The sequence below is a fragment of the Pseudomonas fluorescens genome (genome assembly GCF_002022275.1).
GTDB classification, from domain to species: Bacteria; Pseudomonadota; Gammaproteobacteria; order Pseudomonadales; family Pseudomonadaceae; genus Aquipseudomonas; species Aquipseudomonas fluorescens_AJ.
The window spans coordinates 193,057-207,812 of sequence record NZ_MSDF01000001.1 but is presented as its reverse complement, the minus strand read 5'-3'; the positions used below and the strand labels follow the sequence as shown (position 1 = coordinate 207,812).

Here is a 14,756-nt window from a genome sequence, read left to right as displayed (position 1 = left end):
ATGAGCAAGCAGATTCTGATTCTCCCTGGCGACGGTATTGGTCCGGAAATCATGGCCGAAGCGGTCAAAGTCCTCGAATTGGCCAACACCAAGTACAGCCTGGGCTTCGAACTGAACCACGACGTGATCGGCGGCGCAGCCATCGACAAGCACGGAGTGCCGCTGGCTGACGAAACCCTGGAGCGTGCCCGTGCGGCCGACGCCGTGCTGCTGGGCGCCGTGGGCGGCCCGAAATGGGACAAGATCGAGCGTGACATCCGCCCTGAGCGCGGCCTGCTGAAGATCCGCGCGCAACTGGGGCTGTTCGGCAACCTGCGTCCGGCCATCCTCTACCCGCAACTGGCCGATGCGTCGAGCCTGAAGCCGGAAGTGGTGGCGGGCCTGGATATCCTGATCGTGCGCGAGCTGACCGGTGGTATCTACTTCGGCTCGCCACGTGGCGTGCGCGAGTTGGAGAATGGCGAACGCCAGGCTTACGACACCCTGCCGTACAGCGAGAGTGAAATCCGCCGTATCGCCCGTGTCGGTTTCGACATGGCCCGCGTGCGTGGCAAGAAGGTCTGCTCGGTCGACAAGGCCAACGTACTGGCCTCCAGCCAGCTGTGGCGCGAAATCGTCGAAGAAGTCGCCAAGGACTACCCGGACGTTGAGCTGAGCCACATGTACGTCGACAACGCCGCCATGCAACTTGTGCGCGCGCCGAAGCAGTTTGACGTGATCGTTACCGACAACCTGTTCGGCGACATCCTGTCCGACCAGGCCTCGATGCTCACCGGTTCCATCGGCATGCTGCCGTCGGCGTCCCTGGACACCAATAACAAAGGCATGTACGAGCCGTGCCACGGTTCGGCGCCGGACATCGCGGGCCAGGGCATTGCCAACCCGCTGGCGACGATTTTGTCGGTTTCGATGATGCTGCGTTACAGCTTCAGCCTGAGCGACGCGGCAGACGCTATCGAGAAGGCTGTCAGCCTGGTTCTGGACCAGGGTTTGCGCACCGGTGACATTTGGTCACAGGGTTGCACCAAGGTTGGGACGCAAGAAATGGGCGACGCAGTAGTCGCCGCGCTGCGGAATCTGTAATCTCTCGGGCCCCCTTGCAGAAGTTTGCTGCAGGCGGCCCACTTTTTAACAAGGTGTAGTTGCGATGAAACGTGTAGGTCTGATCGGATGGCGCGGTATGGTCGGTTCCGTGCTCATGCAGCGGATGCTGGAAGAGCAGGATTTCGATCTTATTGAGCCGGTGTTTTTCACCACTTCGAACGTTGGTGGCCAAGGGCCGTCCGTGGGCAAGGATATCTCTGCGCTCAAGGATGCCTACAGCATTGAAGAGCTGAAAACCCTCGACGTGATTTTGACCTGCCAGGGTGGCGACTACACCAGCGAAGTCTTCCCCAAGCTGCGCGAAGCCGGCTGGCAGGGTTACTGGATCGACGCCGCTTCCAGCCTGCGCATGCAGGATGACGCGGTCATCGTTCTCGACCCGGTCAACCGCAAGGTCATCGACCAGCAGCTGGATGCCGGGACCAAGAACTACATCGGTGGCAACTGCACCGTCAGCCTGATGCTGATGGGCCTGGGCGGCCTGTTCGAAGCCGGCTTGGTCGAGTGGATGAGCGCCATGACCTATCAGGCCGCCTCCGGTGCCGGCGCGCAGAACATGCGCGAGCTGATCAAGCAAATGGGTGCGACCCACGCGGCCGTTGCCGATCAACTGGCTGACCCTGCCAGCGCGATCCTCGACATCGACCGCCGTGTGGCCGAAGCCATGCGCAGCGATGCGTACCCGACCGAGAACTTCGGCGTGCCATTGGCCGGCAGCCTGATCCCGTGGATCGACAAAGAACTGCCGAACGGCCAGAGCCGTGAAGAGTGGAAGGCCCAGGCCGAAACCAATAAGATCCTCGGTCGTTTCAAGAGCCCGATCCCGGTGGATGGCATCTGCGTGCGCATCGGCGCCATGCGCTGCCACAGCCAGGCGCTGACCATCAAGTTGAACAAAGATGTGCCGATCGCCGATATCGAAGGGTTGATCAGCCAGCACAACCCATGGGTCAAGCTGGTGCCGAACAACCGTGATATCAGCATGCAGGAGCTGAGCCCAACCAAGGTCACCGGCACCCTGAATGTGCCGGTTGGCCGCCTGCGCAAGCTGAACATGGGCACTCAATATCTGGGCGCGTTCACCGTTGGCGACCAGCTGCTGTGGGGCGCGGCCGAGCCGTTGCGTCGGATGCTGCGGATTTTGCTGGAGCGTTGATCGCTTAAGACTGTACGAAAAACCCGCGGCTGGTGACAGGCGCGGGTTTTTTATTGCCTTTGAGTCCCACATCGCAGGCAAGCCAGCTCCCACATTTTGAAGGGTGAACCCAGTCGAATGTGGGAGCTGGCTTGCCTGCGATAGGGCCATCCGCCACACCACAAAATCCTGGTTAATTGCCTCACCCCCGGCCACCCGGTAAAGTGCCGCTCCCCCCGCAATGTCCGAGGCAGCCACCATGACCCAGACTTTTGAAATCGCCGTGATCGGCGCTACCGGCACTGTCGGCGAAACCCTGGTGCAGATCCTCGAAGAACTGAATTTCCCGGTAGGCACCCTGTACCTGCTGGCGGGCAGTAATTCTGCCGGTGCATCGGTACCGTTTCGTGGCAAAAACGTGCGGGTCAAGGAAGTCGATGAGTTCGACTTCAAAAAAGCGCAGTTGGCTTTTTTCGCCGCCGGCCCTGCGGTAACCCTGAGCTTCGCGCCGCGTGCCATCGCCGCCGGCTGCTCAGTGATCGATCTGTCCGGCGCACTGCCAGCGGATCAGGCACCTCAAGTGGTCCCGGAAGCCAACGCGCACATTCTCAAAGGCCTGAAAGCCCCTTTCCAGCTCGGCAGCCCAAGCCCGTCCGCCACCAACCTGGCGGTGGTCCTGGCGCCATTGCGCGGTTTGCTGGATATCCAGCGCGTCAGCGTCACCGCGAACCTGGCTGTTTCTGCGCAGGGCCGTGAAGCCGTCAGCGAACTGGCCCGTCAGACTGCCGAGCTGTTGAATGTGCGTCCGCTGGAGCCCAAGTTCTTTGACCGGCAGATGGCCTTCAACCTGTTGGCACAAGTCGGCACGCCGGACGCGAAAGGTCATACAGCCCTGGAGAAACGTCTCGTACACGAATTGCGCGCGGTGCTGGAAACTCCTTTGCTGAAGATTTCCGCAACCTGCGTTCAAGCCCCGGTGTTTTTTGGCGATAGCCTGACTGTGTCGCTGCAATTGGGCGCACCGGTTGATCTGGCCGCCGTCAACCGCGCACTCGACGCAGCGCCAGGCATCGAGTGGGTGGAGGAGGGTGATTACCCTACCGCTGTGGGCGATGCAGTCGGTCAGGACGTGGTTTATGTAGGAAGAGTCCGCGCAGGGGTGGACGACCCGGCGGAACTAAATCTGTGGCTGACGTCAGATAACGTACGCAAAGGCGCCGCGTTGAACGCCGTTCAACTGGCTCAGTTGTTGATAAAAGGCCTTGTGTAAAAGATACTTGGCGGCAATTTGTAGATTGATTCTAACCAAGCGCTATGCTTGGCCCCAGCAGGAACAGTTGCGCGTCGGTGACCTATCGGCTCGCCATGCCTTATGGCAGCGATTACCAACCTTCTCGCAGGCCGGGGAGTGTTCAGACAAAGGATGAGGCTATGGTTCAAGTTCGCAAACTGGTGTTAGCAATAGCGGCCGCCTCGGCGCTGTCCTCCGGTATGGCGCAAGCGCTGCAGCTGGGGGAGATGACCCTCAAGTCGAAGTTGAATCAGCCCTTGTCGGTGGAAATCGAATTGCTCGATGTCGGTGGCCTCACCGCTTCCGAGATTACGCCTAGCCTGGCGTCCGACCAGGCGTTTGTGGATGCAGGCGTGGATCGCCAGGCGTTTCTCAATGACCTGACGTTCACTCCGGTGGTCAACCCCAGCGGTCGCAGCGTGGTGCGTGTCACCTCCAGCAAACCGCTGCCCGACTCCTACGTACGTTTCCTGTTGCAGGTGCAGTGGCCCAATGGTCGGCTGATGCGCGACTACAGCGTGTTGCTGGACCCGGCCAAGTTCGAGCAGGCAACGCCGACTGCCAACGCACCCGCCGCCGCGCCGCGTTTGAGTGCGCCGACTACTACAGCCCCGGCTGTCAGCAAGGCCGCCCAGCACACCACGACATCTCGCGATACCTTGTGGGAAATTGCCGAGAAGAATCGCCATGGTGCGTCGGTTCAGCAGACTATGCTGGCCATCCAGGCGCTCAACCCGGATGCCTTTGTCGACGGCAATATCAACCGTTTAAAAACCGGCCAGGTCCTGCGCCTGCCAGACCGTGTGCAGGCCACCAGCCTGCCGCAGCCGCAGGCGATTGCTGAAGTGACCGCGCAAAACGCCGCCTGGCGTGAAGGGCGTCGCACGGCCAGCAACCAAGCGCTGGGCAAGCCACAACTGGACGCTACCAAGCGCACCGAGGCGGGCGCTGCGCCGTCGACGACCAATGCCAAGGACAACCTGAGCCTGGTCTCGGCCGAGTCCGCCAAGAAAGGCGCGAAGGGCAAGGCGGGTGACAGCAGAGCGCTGAGCGACAAGCTGGCGATGACCCAGGAGCAACTGGACACCACGCGTCGCGACAACGAAGAGCTGAAAAGCCGTGCTGCGGACCTGCAAAGCCAGTTGGACAAACTGCAAAAGCTGATCCAGCTGAAAAACGATCAACTCGCTCGCCTGCAGGCTGAAAAGGGTGGCCCTGCAACGGCGGCAATGCCTGCTCAGTTGGCCGGTGAACCTGCCGCCACCCCCGCAGAGCCGGCGGTGACGCCAGCCGCCGCAACGCCAGCCGCCGCAACGCCAGCGCCCGAGCCGATCAAGCCGGACGCCGCGCCTGTCAGCACGGAAGGTAAATTCAACGACCTGCTGACCAGCCCGATTGTCCTCGGTGTTATCGGCGGTGCTGCGGGCCTGATTGTGCTGTTGCTCCTGCTGCTGTGGGCGCGCCATCGCAATGCCCGCCGTGAAGAGGAAAAACACCTGCGGATGGCGCGGGCCCTGGCTGAAGAGCCGGTATTCACCGCGAACGTTGATCACGATTTGCCACCCGATAGCTTCGAAGGCCTGGAAGTGCCGCCGCCGAACGTCAAGCTGGCTGCCGCGCCAGCCCCGGCGCCGGTTGTTGATCCAGTGGTGGCACCGACTGTGGCTTCGGTGCTTGCGCCTCTGGCCGTTGCCGTGGCCCCGCAAAATTCCAGTGATGCATTGGCCCAGGCCCAGTCCCACATCGACCGTGGTCATCTGAACCAGGCGGCCGATGTACTGGAGCAGGCGATCAAGCACGAACCCAAGCGCAGCGACCTGCGTTTGAAGTTGCTGGAAGTGTATGGCCTGCAAGGCGACAAGGACGGTTTCGTCACTCAGGAGCGTCAACTGGTGGCCAATGGTGAGAACCATGCCCAGGTTGAGCAGCTGAAGAGCCGTTTCCCGGCCATGGCTGTGCTGGCCGCGGGTGTCAGTGCCGCAGTTGCGGCGGCGGCCCTGGACGCTCAGTACGTGAAGGATCTGCTGGAGGACAAGCCGGCTGCCCCGGCGCCTGAGCCTGAGGCATTCGATTCTGACTTTGACCTGAGCCTGGACGATCTGGAGGCCGCGTCGCCTGCCGTCGTCAGTCCGGAAGACGAACTGAGCTTTGAGTCGGTGCTGCAACAGCAGACCGAAGCCAAGGCCAGCCCGGATGACCTGTCTGACTTCGACCTCGACTTGCAACTGCAAGCCCCGACTTCTCAGACCGATGACGACTTCCTCTCCGGCCTTGAAGAGCAGATGAAGGGTGCCCCGGCGGTCGAGCCGCCGACCCTCACGCCTGCCACGCCTGACGACTTTGACCTGCCGGAAGACTTCGACCTGTCGCTGGCCGACGAGCCTGCGGCTCCGGCCTCGGCCAAGCCGGACGCTTTTGCGTCGGAACTGGATGATGTCAATGCCGAGCTGGATCGTCTGTCACAGAGCCTGGAGCATCCACCGATCGAGCCGACGTTCACCGCTGAAGATGCGGCGTTGGGCGGTGATGAACCGGAGTTTGACTTCCTCTCCGGCGCCGATGAGGTCGCCACCAAGCTGGATCTGGCCCAGGCGTATATCGACATGGGTGATACCGACGGTGCGCGGGATATCCTTTCCGAAGTGCTGACCGAAGGCGATGACGGCCAGCGCAGTGAGGCCAAGGAGATGCTTGGCCGCTTGGCCTGACTGTTTTGCTTTTCTGTGGGAGCTGGCTTGCCTGCGATGCGGGCGACTCGGTCTTTCAGTAGAACCCGGGTGATGCCATCGCAGGCAAGCCAGCTCCCACACAGGCCAGTTCCCACAGAAGTGGGCTCCACAAAATGGCCCTGGTGCAGGTTTGCCGCCTATAATGGCCGCCTTTGCGCAACTCATCAGGCTCTCAGCTCTTGGCAAATATAGATAACGCGGCCGCCGAAATGGCGGCCGCAGGCTTTTACCGCATCGCCCTGGGCGTGGAATACAAAGGCTCGCGCTATCGCGGCTGGCAGCGCCAGGCCTCAGGCGTGCTGACAGTGCAGGAAACCCTCGAGAAGGCGCTGTCCAAAGTCGCCGCCTCGCCCGTCTCCTTGATGTGTGCCGGTCGCACCGATGCCGGTGTACACGCCTGCGGTCAGGTGGTGCATTTCGATACCCAGGCCGAACGCACCATGAAGGCGTGGGTGATGGGCGCCAATATCAATTTGCCCCATGACGTCAGCGTCAGTTGGGCCAAGGTCATGCCTGCGCATTTTCATGCGCGCTTCAAGGCCATCGCCCGGCGTTACCGCTATGTGATCTACAACGATCAGATTCGCCCGGCGCACCTCAACGAGGAAATCACCTGGAACCACCGTCCGCTGGATGCCGAGCGCATGGCCGAGGCCGCGCAGCATTTGGTCGGTGTGCATGACTTCAGCGCCTTTCGGGCTGGCCAGTGCCAGGCCAAGTCGCCGATCAAGGAAGTCCACCACCTGCGCGTGACCCGCCACGGCAAGATGATCGTGCTGGATATTCGCGCCGGGGCGTTCCTGCACCATATGGTGCGCAACATTGCGGGCGTGTTGATGACCATCGGCACCGGCGAGCGCCCGGTTGAGTGGGCGAAGGAAGTGCTGGAAAGCCGTATCCGGCGCACCGGCGGTGTCACGGCGCATCCGTTCGGCCTGTACCTGGTGGACGTGGAGTACCGCGACGAGTTCGAATTGCCACAACGTTTCATCGGGCCACACTTCCTCACAGGTTTCAGCGAACTTGGCGGCTGACGCCCGGAATAGCTTTTGTTACCATCCGGGACTTTCTCGGTCCAACCCTGAGGTTTTCACGACATGCCAGCCGTTCGCAGCAAGATTTGCGGGATTACCCGCATAGAAGACGCGCTGGCGGCAGTCGAGGCGGGGGCGGATGCCATTGGTTTCGTGTTTTACGCCAAGAGCCCGCGTGCGGTGAATGTGTTGCAGGCGCGCGCGATCATCGCCGCGCTGCCGCCGTTCGTTACCACTGTGGGCTTGTTCGTCAACGCCAGCCGCTGCGAACTGAACGAAACCCTGGATGCGGTCCCGTTGGACATGCTGCAGTTTCACGGCGACGAGAGCCCCGATGAGTGCGAAAGCTATCAGCGCCCGTATATCAAGGCGTTGCGCGTCAAGGCCGGGGATGACATCGCTGCCGCATGCGCCTCCTACACAGGCGCTCGCGGGATTCTGCTGGACACCTATGTTGAAGGCGTACCCGGCGGCACCGGCGAAGCATTCGACTGGTCGTTGATCCCCGAGGGCCTGAGCAAGCCGATCATCCTGGCGGGCGGGCTCAACCCTGCGAATGTCGGGGCGGCAATCGAGCAGGTCCGGCCGTACGCCGTGGATGTCAGCGGTGGTGTGGAGCAGGGCAAGGGCATCAAGGATCACAGCAAGATTCGCGCATTCATGAGGGCCGTGCGCAACAGCAGTGGCGGGATGTGACGGCTGGCAGTCTGCCGCCGTCCATAACTACCACTGTGTAAAACAGCCCGGCGCCGCTTGTGGGCGGGCCGGAAATGAAGTGGCAACCCTGCGCTGGCAGGTTGTCTGGAAGGCTGAGGATGCGCGCGGGAAATGGCAGGTCGAACGTCTGACCCCGTCCCGCATGCATCATCGCCACATATGAATTTAGCTCAAGGGCATACACGGGGCTGTGTTCAAGCCACCGGTACTGGAGAAAGAAAGCATGAGCAACTGGTTAGTAGACAAACTGATCCCTTCGATCATGCGTTCCGAGGTGAAAAAAAGCTCGGTTCCTGAAGGTCTGTGGCACAAGTGCCCTTCCTGCGACGCGGTGCTGTACCGCCCGGAGCTGGAAAAGACCCTGGACGTTTGCCCCAAGTGCAACCACCACATGCGTATCGGCGCCCGCGCGCGTATCGACATCTTCCTGGATGCCGACGGCCGTGCCGAGCTGGGTGCTGACCTGGAGCCGGTTGACCGTCTCAAGTTCCGCGATGGCAAGAAGTACAAGGACCGCCTGACCGCTGCACAGAAGCAGACCGGTGAGAAAGACGCGCTGATCTCCGTCAGCGGCAAGCTGCTGGGCATGCCGGTGGTGGTGTCGGCCTTCGAGTTCTCGTTCATGGGCGGCTCCATGGGCGCCATCGTCGGCGAGCGCTTTGTTCGCGCCGCCAACTACGCCCTGGAAAACCGTTGCCCGATGATCTGCTTCGCCGCTTCCGGTGGTGCGCGGATGCAGGAAGCGTTGATCTCCCTGATGCAAATGGCCAAGACCTCTGCGGTGCTGGCGCGTCTGCGTGAAGAAGGCATCCCGTTCATCTCCGTGCTGACCGACCCGGTCTACGGCGGCGTTTCCGCCAGCCTGGCGATGCTGGGTGACGTGATCGTTGGCGAGCCCAAGGCGCTGATCGGTTTCGCCGGCCCGCGCGTGATCGAGCAGACCGTTCGCGAAAAACTGCCGGAAGGCTTCCAGCGCAGCGAGTTCCTGCTGGAACACGGCGCGATCGACCTGATCATTCCGCGCGGTGAGTTGCGCCCACGTCTGGGTAATCTGCTGGCCCAAATGATGGGCCTGCCGACGCCTGTGTACGTCGCGCCTAAAATCGAACCGATCGTCGTTCCGCCGGTGCCTGCAAACCTATGACCCAACGTACCCTGGGCGAATGGCTCGCCTACCTTGAGCAGTTGCATCCGTCAGCCATCGACATGGGCCTGGAGCGCTCGCAACAGGTAGCGGCCCGCCTTGGGTTGGGCCGCCCGGCACCGCGTGTGATCACGGTGACCGGTACCAACGGCAAAGGCTCTACCTGCGCGTTTGTCGCGGCGCTGCTGCAAGCCCAAGGGCTTAAAGTGGGCGTGTACAACTCTCCGCACCTGCTGCGTTACAACGAGCGGGTGCAGCTCAATGGCGTTGAAGCCACCGATGAGCAACTCTGCGAAGCCTTCGCCGCACTCGATGCCGGGCGCGGCGAGATTTCCCTGACTTACTTCGAAATGGGCACCCTGGCGGCTTTCTGGCTGTTCGAGCGTGCGCAGTTGGATGTGGTCGTCCTGGAAGTCGGCTTGGGCGGGCGTCTGGACACGGTCAACGTGGTGGATGCTGACCTTGCGCTGATCACCAGCATTGGCGTGGATCATGCCGATTATCTGGGAGATACCCGCGAGTCCGTGGCGTATGAAAAGGCCGGGATTTTCCGCCAGGGCAAGCCTGCGCTGTGTGGTGACGTTGATCCGCCGCATACGCTGCTCGACAAGGTGCGCGAGTTGGACTGTCCGTTTTACTTGCGCGGCCACGAATTCAATCTGGAAATCGGCACAGAGTACTGGCAGTGGCGCGGGCGTGATGCGCGCGGGCAAGTGGTCGAGTTGCGTGATTTGCCATTGTTGAACCTGCCGATGGAAAACGCGGCGCTGGCGCTGCAGGCCTATCTGCTGCTGGATCTGCCGTGGAATGCCGAGCAGATTGCGGCGACGTTGTTGGCGACGCGTATTGTCGGGCGCCTGGATCGCCGTGCCTTCGAGTGGGAAGGCAAGCGCCTGAACCTGCTGCTGGATGTGGGCCACAACCCGCATGCTGCCGAGTACCTGGCGCAGCGTTTGTCGCGTACGCCGCCAGTCGGTCGCCGTCTGGCGGTGTTCGGGTTGCTGGCCGACAAGGACCTGGAAGGTGTGGTTGCGCCGTTGCTGGGCAATGTCCAGTCCTGGGCAGTGGCGCCGCTGGATACGCCGCGCAGTCGTCCGGCGGCTGAGCTGGAAGTGGCCTTGCAGAACCTTGGCGCGCCGGTGACGTCGTATGCAAGCGTTACCGCAGCGCTTGAAGCGCAATGTGCGGTAGCAGTGGCCGAGGACGAGATTCTGTTGTTCGGATCATTTTATTGTGTTGCCGAGGCGCTTGAGTGGTTGGCCCGGCGCTCCACGGAGGAAGCTGCACATGGCATTACTGGATAGCGCATACAAGCAGCGAATGGTCGGGGCTCTGGTGTTGGTAGCGTTGGCGGTGATTTTTCTGCCGATGCTGTTTTCCCGGCAGGATGAGCAGCGCCAGGTCGTGGTAGAGGCTCCGGCATCCCCTCAGGCGCCGGCAATGCCGCAAGTTCAAGTTGAGCCGGTGGTGGTGCCTGAGCCTCAGGCGTTGCCGGAAGAGCCGGTGCCGGCCGATGAAGAGGTCGCCCAACAACAGGCGCCTACGACGCCGGTGCAGCCGAGTGTGCCAGTGGTCAAGCCGGCGCCTGCGCCGGTTGTAGCCGCCAAGCCTGCAGCGCCCGCACCATCACCTGCGCCCAAGCCGGTAGCGCCACAGCCTGCAGCGCCAGGCAAGCCGGATGTGGGTCAAAGCCGTATCGATCCGAATGGTCTGCCGATCAGTTGGTCGATCCAGTTGGCCAGCCTCGCCAACCGCGAAAGCGCCGAGGCCTTGCAGAAAAAACTGCGTACTCAGGGTTATAACGCCTATATCCGCAGCGCCGACGGCAAGAATCGCGTGTTTATCGGGCCACTGATCGAGCGCGCCGAAGCGGATCGCCTGCGTGACCTGTTGGGTCGCCAGCAGAACCTGAATGGTTTTGTGGTGCGCTTCCAGCCTGAGCGCGGCTGAGTTATTGCAGGCTCTGGTGGGCAATACGGTCTAAATGTAGGAGCAGGCCTGTGTGGGAGCCGGGCTTGCCCGCGATGGAGGCGCCTCGGTGTGTCAGTCACCCCGTGGTGAGGCTATCGCAGGCAAGCCAGCTCCCACATTGGTTTTGTGAGGGTCTTGAGATAGACAACCCATTGATTTGCAAAGCACCCGCAATCACAGCTTACCGATAGCCCGGCGCTCTGCTAAAATGCGCCGCCTTATCCGTACGTAGGCTGCACTGTGCCATTTACCTGGGTTGATTGGGCGATCGTTGCCATCGTCGCCATCTCCGCTTTGATCAGTCTAAGCCGCGGCTTCGTAAAAGAAGCACTGTCGTTGCTGACCTGGATCATCGCAGGAGTCGTAGCCTGGATGTTCGGTGGTTCACTGTCGGTTTACCTGGCCGGGTACATCGAAACACCTTCGGCTCGCGTCATCGCGGGCTGCGCCATCATGTTCATCGCCACGCTGCTGGTGGGGGCAATGGTCAATTATCTTATCGGCGAGTTGATACGTGTCACCGGCCTCTCCGGGACCGATCGATTTCTCGGCATGGCCTTCGGCGCTGCGCGTGGCGCGTTGCTGGTGGTTGTGGCGGTCGGGCTGTTGAGCCTGGGGCCGGTACAGCAGGATTCATGGTGGCAGGAGTCGGTACTCGTGCCAAAATTTCTATTGGTTGCAGATTGGTCCAAAAACCTCATTTTGGGGTGGAGCAGTCAGTGGCTGGCCAGCGGAATCAGCGTACCCGCTGATCTTCCGTTCAAGGAACACCTCTTGCCGGCCAAAACGCCTCAGTAAGTTGTGTTCAGTCAAGATTCATTAAGTAGGGGTTGCGTCGCATGTGTGGCATCGTCGGTATCGTCGGTAAGTCGAACGTGAATCAGGCGCTGTATGACGCGCTAACCGTCCTCCAGCACCGCGGCCAGGATGCTGCCGGTATTGTGACCAGCCACGACGGCCGGTTATTCCTGCGCAAGGACAATGGCCTGGTGCGTGACGTGTTCCATCAGCGTCACATGCAGCGCCTCGTCGGGCACATGGGCATTGGCCATGTGCGTTACCCGACTGCCGGTAGCTCGACCTCGGCCGAAGCTCAGCCGTTTTACGTCAACTCGCCTTACGGCATCACCCTGGCGCACAACGGTAACCTGACCAACGTTGAACAGTTGGCCAAGGAGATTTACGAATCTGACCTGCGCCACGTCAATACCAACTCCGACTCGGAAGTGCTGCTCAACGTGTTCGCCCACGAGCTGGCCCAGCGCGGCAAGCTGCAGCCGACCGAAGAAGACGTGTTCGCCGCCGTCACTGACGTGCACAACCGTTGCGTCGGCGGTTACGCCGTGGTGGCGATGATCACCGGTTACGGCATCGTCGGTTTCCGCGACCCGCACGGCATCCGCCCGATCGTGTTCGGCCAGCGTCACACCGACGAAGGTGTCGAGTACATGATCGCGTCCGAAAGCGTGTCCCTGGACGTGCTGGGCTTCACTCTGATCCGCGACCTCGCGCCGGGCGAAGCGGTGTACATCACCGAAGATGGCAAATTGCACACCCGCCAGTGCGCTGTCGCGCCGAAACTCACTCCGTGCATCTTCGAACACGTGTATCTGGCGCGTCCGGATTCGATCATCGACGGCGTGTCGGTCTACAAGGCCCGTCTGCGCATGGGCGAGAAGCTGGCCGAGAAGATCCTGCGCGAGCGTCCTGAGCACGATATCGACGTGGTCATCCCGATTCCGGACACCAGCCGTACCGCTGCACTGGAACTGGCGAACCACCTGGGCGTCAAGTTCCGCGAAGGCTTCGTGAAAAACCGCTACATCGGTCGTACCTTCATCATGCCCGGCCAGGCCGCACGCAAGAAATCGGTACGCCAGAAGCTCAACGCCATCGAGCTGGAATTTCGCGGCAAGAACGTGATGCTGGTGGACGACTCCATCGTGCGTGGCACCACGTGCAAGCAGATCATCCAGATGGCCCGCGAAGCCGGTGCGAAGAACGTGTACTTCTGTTCTGCAGCGCCAGCCGTGCGTTACCCGAACGTGTACGGTATCGACATGCCGAGCGCGCACGAATTGATCGCCCATAACCGTTCGACCCAGGACGTGGCTGATCTGATCGGCGCTGACTGGCTGATTTATCAGGATCTGCCGGACCTGATCGAAGCGGTCGGCGGTGGCAAGATCAAGATCGACCAGTTTGACTGCGCCGTGTTTGATGGCAAGTACGTGACCGGTGATGTCGACGAGGCCTACCTGAACAAGATCGAGCAGGCGCGTAACGACTCCTCGAAGATCAAGACCCAGGCGGTCAGCGCGATCATTGATCTGTATAACAACTGAGTAACGACCGGCCCTGAGGGGCCGGTTTTGTATCTTAAATAAAGAATTGAGTAAGGAGTCGCAGCATGAGTCAGGAATGGGATGCCGGTCGTTTGGACAGCGACCTCGATGGCGTAGCTTTCGATACCCTGGCTGTGCGCGCCGGCCAGCACCGTACCCCGGAAGGGGAGCACGGTGACCCGATGTTCTTCACCTCCAGCTACGTGTTCCGCACCGCTGCTGACGCCGCTGCACGGTTTGCCGGTGAGGTGCCGGGCAATGTGTATTCGCGCTACACCAACCCGACTGTGCGCGCCTTCGAAGAGCGTATCGCGGCGCTGGAAGGTGCTGAGCAGGCGGTGGCGACGGCGACCGGCATGGCGGCGATCCTGGCGGTGGTGATGAGCCTGTGCAGCGCTGGCGACCATGTGTTGGTGTCGCGCAGCGTGTTCGGTTCGACCATCAGCCTGTTCGAGAAGTACTTCAAGCGCTTTGGCATTGAAGTGGACTACGTACCTTTGGCGGACCTGTCCGGCTGGGACGCGGCGATCAAGGCCAATACCAAACTGCTGTTCGTCGAGTCGCCCTCCAACCCGCTCGCTGAACTGGTGGATATCGCCGCACTGTCCGAAGTGGCGCACGCCAAGGGCACCATGCTGGTAGTGGATAACTGCTTCTGCACGCCTGCGTTGCAGCAGCCGTTGAAGCTGGGCGCGGACATCGTCGTGCACTCGGCCACCAAGTTCATCGACGGCCAGGGCCGTTGCATGGGCGGTGTGGTTGCCGGGCGCAGTGAGCAAATGAAAGAAATCGTCGGCTTCCTGCGCACCGCCGGGCCGACCCTGAGCCCGTTCAACGCCTGGATCTTCCTCAAAGGCCTGGAAACTCTCAGCCTGCGCATGAAGGCGCATTGCGCCAATGCCCAGGCCCTGGCCGAGTGGCTGGAGCAGCAGGACGGTATCGAGAAGGTGCACTACGCCGGCCTCAAGAGCCATCCGCAGCACGCATTGGCCCAGCGCCAGCAGCGTGGTTTCGGTGCGGTGGTGAGCTTTGAAGTGAAGGGTGGCAAAGAAGGGGCGTGGCGCTTTATCGATGCGACGCGCCTTATCTCCATCACTGCCAACCTGGGTGACAGCAAAACTACCATTACCCACCCAAGCACCACGTCCCACGGTCGTTTGGCGCCGCAAGAGCGTGAAGCCGCCGGTATTCGTGACAGCCTGATCCGCATCGCCGTAGGCCTGGAAGACGTGGCTGACTTGCAGGCTGACCTGGCTCGCGGGCTGGCAGCCTTGTGATCGAGTGGT

General features: G+C 61.5%; 12 protein-coding genes. All 12 read left to right on the top strand.

Annotated features, from left to right (window positions below; genetic code table 11):
- A complete protein-coding gene (leuB, locus tag BFW87_RS01005; protein WP_078738134.1) occupies window positions 1-1,083 on the top strand; it encodes a 3-isopropylmalate dehydrogenase in 1,083 nt (360 codons plus the stop codon).
- A 64-nt stretch (window positions 1,084-1,147) separates the two neighbouring features.
- On the top strand, window positions 1,148-2,260 hold the full coding sequence (gene asd / locus BFW87_RS01000; RefSeq protein ID WP_078738133.1) for an aspartate-semialdehyde dehydrogenase: 1,113 nt from the start codon (window positions 1,148-1,150) through the stop codon (window positions 2,258-2,260).
- 238 nt (window positions 2,261-2,498) lie between these two features.
- A complete protein-coding gene (locus BFW87_RS00995) occupies window positions 2,499-3,509 on the top strand; it encodes an aspartate-semialdehyde dehydrogenase (protein ID WP_078738132.1) in 1,011 nt (336 codons plus the stop codon).
- Window positions 3,510-3,670: 161 nt separating this feature from the next.
- Window positions 3,671-6,238, top strand: coding sequence for a FimV/HubP family polar landmark protein (locus BFW87_RS00990; RefSeq protein ID WP_078738131.1), 2,568 nt, complete (start codon window positions 3,671-3,673; stop codon window positions 6,236-6,238).
- Window positions 6,239-6,468: 230 nt separating this feature from the next.
- Window positions 6,469-7,293 carry a tRNA pseudouridine(38-40) synthase TruA gene (gene truA / locus BFW87_RS00985; protein WP_078738130.1) on the top strand — a complete coding sequence of 275 codons (825 nt, stop codon included), beginning with the start codon at window positions 6,469-6,471 and terminating at the stop codon, window positions 7,291-7,293.
- A 63-nt stretch (window positions 7,294-7,356) separates the two neighbouring features.
- On the top strand, window positions 7,357-7,989 hold the full coding sequence (locus BFW87_RS00980) for a phosphoribosylanthranilate isomerase (RefSeq protein ID WP_078738129.1): 633 nt from the start codon (window positions 7,357-7,359) through the stop codon (window positions 7,987-7,989).
- Window positions 7,990-8,233: 244 nt separating this feature from the next.
- Window positions 8,234-9,154 carry an acetyl-CoA carboxylase, carboxyltransferase subunit beta gene (gene accD / locus BFW87_RS00975; protein ID WP_078738128.1) on the top strand — a complete coding sequence of 307 codons (921 nt, stop codon included), beginning with the start codon at window positions 8,234-8,236 and terminating at the stop codon, window positions 9,152-9,154.
- Window positions 9,151-10,458 carry a bifunctional tetrahydrofolate synthase/dihydrofolate synthase gene (folC, locus tag BFW87_RS00970; RefSeq protein ID WP_078738127.1) on the top strand — a complete coding sequence of 436 codons (1,308 nt, stop codon included), beginning with the start codon at window positions 9,151-9,153 and terminating at the stop codon, window positions 10,456-10,458. Before accD ends, folC begins: the two co-directional genes overlap by 4 nt.
- On the top strand, window positions 10,442-11,104 hold the full coding sequence (locus BFW87_RS00965; protein ID WP_078738126.1) for an SPOR domain-containing protein: 663 nt from the start codon (window positions 10,442-10,444) through the stop codon (window positions 11,102-11,104). The genes folC and BFW87_RS00965 overlap by 17 nt, the downstream gene beginning before the upstream one ends.
- A gap of 261 nt (window positions 11,105-11,365) precedes the next feature.
- Entirely contained in the window at window positions 11,366-11,923 is a 558-nt protein-coding gene (locus BFW87_RS00960; RefSeq protein WP_003192538.1) for a CvpA family protein, read from the top strand.
- A gap of 41 nt (window positions 11,924-11,964) precedes the next feature.
- Window positions 11,965-13,470: an amidophosphoribosyltransferase gene (gene purF / locus BFW87_RS00955; protein WP_049712337.1), complete on the top strand. Its 1,506-nt coding sequence runs from the start codon at window positions 11,965-11,967 to the stop codon at window positions 13,468-13,470.
- A 65-nt stretch (window positions 13,471-13,535) separates the two neighbouring features.
- A complete protein-coding gene (locus BFW87_RS00950; RefSeq protein WP_078738125.1) occupies window positions 13,536-14,747 on the top strand; it encodes an O-succinylhomoserine sulfhydrylase in 1,212 nt (403 codons plus the stop codon).
- Window positions 14,748-14,756 lie beyond the last annotated feature (9 nt).

Bases quoted from the DNA above. Each gene is read 5' to 3' on its own strand.
- truA (WP_078738130.1), top strand. From the start codon at position 6,469: ATGGCGGCCGCAGGCTTTTACCGCATCGCCCTGGGCGTGGAATACAAA.
- BFW87_RS00990 (WP_078738131.1), top strand. From the start codon at position 3,671: ATGGTTCAAGTTCGCAAACTGGTGTTAGCAATAGCGGCCGCCTCGGCG.
- BFW87_RS00950 (WP_078738125.1), top strand. From the start codon at position 13,536: ATGAGTCAGGAATGGGATGCCGGTCGTTTGGACAGCGACCTCGATGGC.
- BFW87_RS00965 (WP_078738126.1), top strand. From the start codon at position 10,442: ATGGCATTACTGGATAGCGCATACAAGCAGCGAATGGTCGGGGCTCTG.
- BFW87_RS00995 (WP_078738132.1), top strand. From the start codon at position 2,499: ATGACCCAGACTTTTGAAATCGCCGTGATCGGCGCTACCGGCACTGTC.
- asd (WP_078738133.1), top strand. From the start codon at position 1,148: ATGAAACGTGTAGGTCTGATCGGATGGCGCGGTATGGTCGGTTCCGTG.
- purF (WP_049712337.1), top strand. From the start codon at position 11,965: ATGTGTGGCATCGTCGGTATCGTCGGTAAGTCGAACGTGAATCAGGCG.
- folC (WP_078738127.1), top strand. From the start codon at position 9,151: ATGACCCAACGTACCCTGGGCGAATGGCTCGCCTACCTTGAGCAGTTG.
- accD (WP_078738128.1), top strand. From the start codon at position 8,234: ATGAGCAACTGGTTAGTAGACAAACTGATCCCTTCGATCATGCGTTCC.
- BFW87_RS00980 (WP_078738129.1), top strand. From the start codon at position 7,357: ATGCCAGCCGTTCGCAGCAAGATTTGCGGGATTACCCGCATAGAAGAC.
- leuB (WP_078738134.1), top strand. From the start codon at position 1: ATGAGCAAGCAGATTCTGATTCTCCCTGGCGACGGTATTGGTCCGGAA.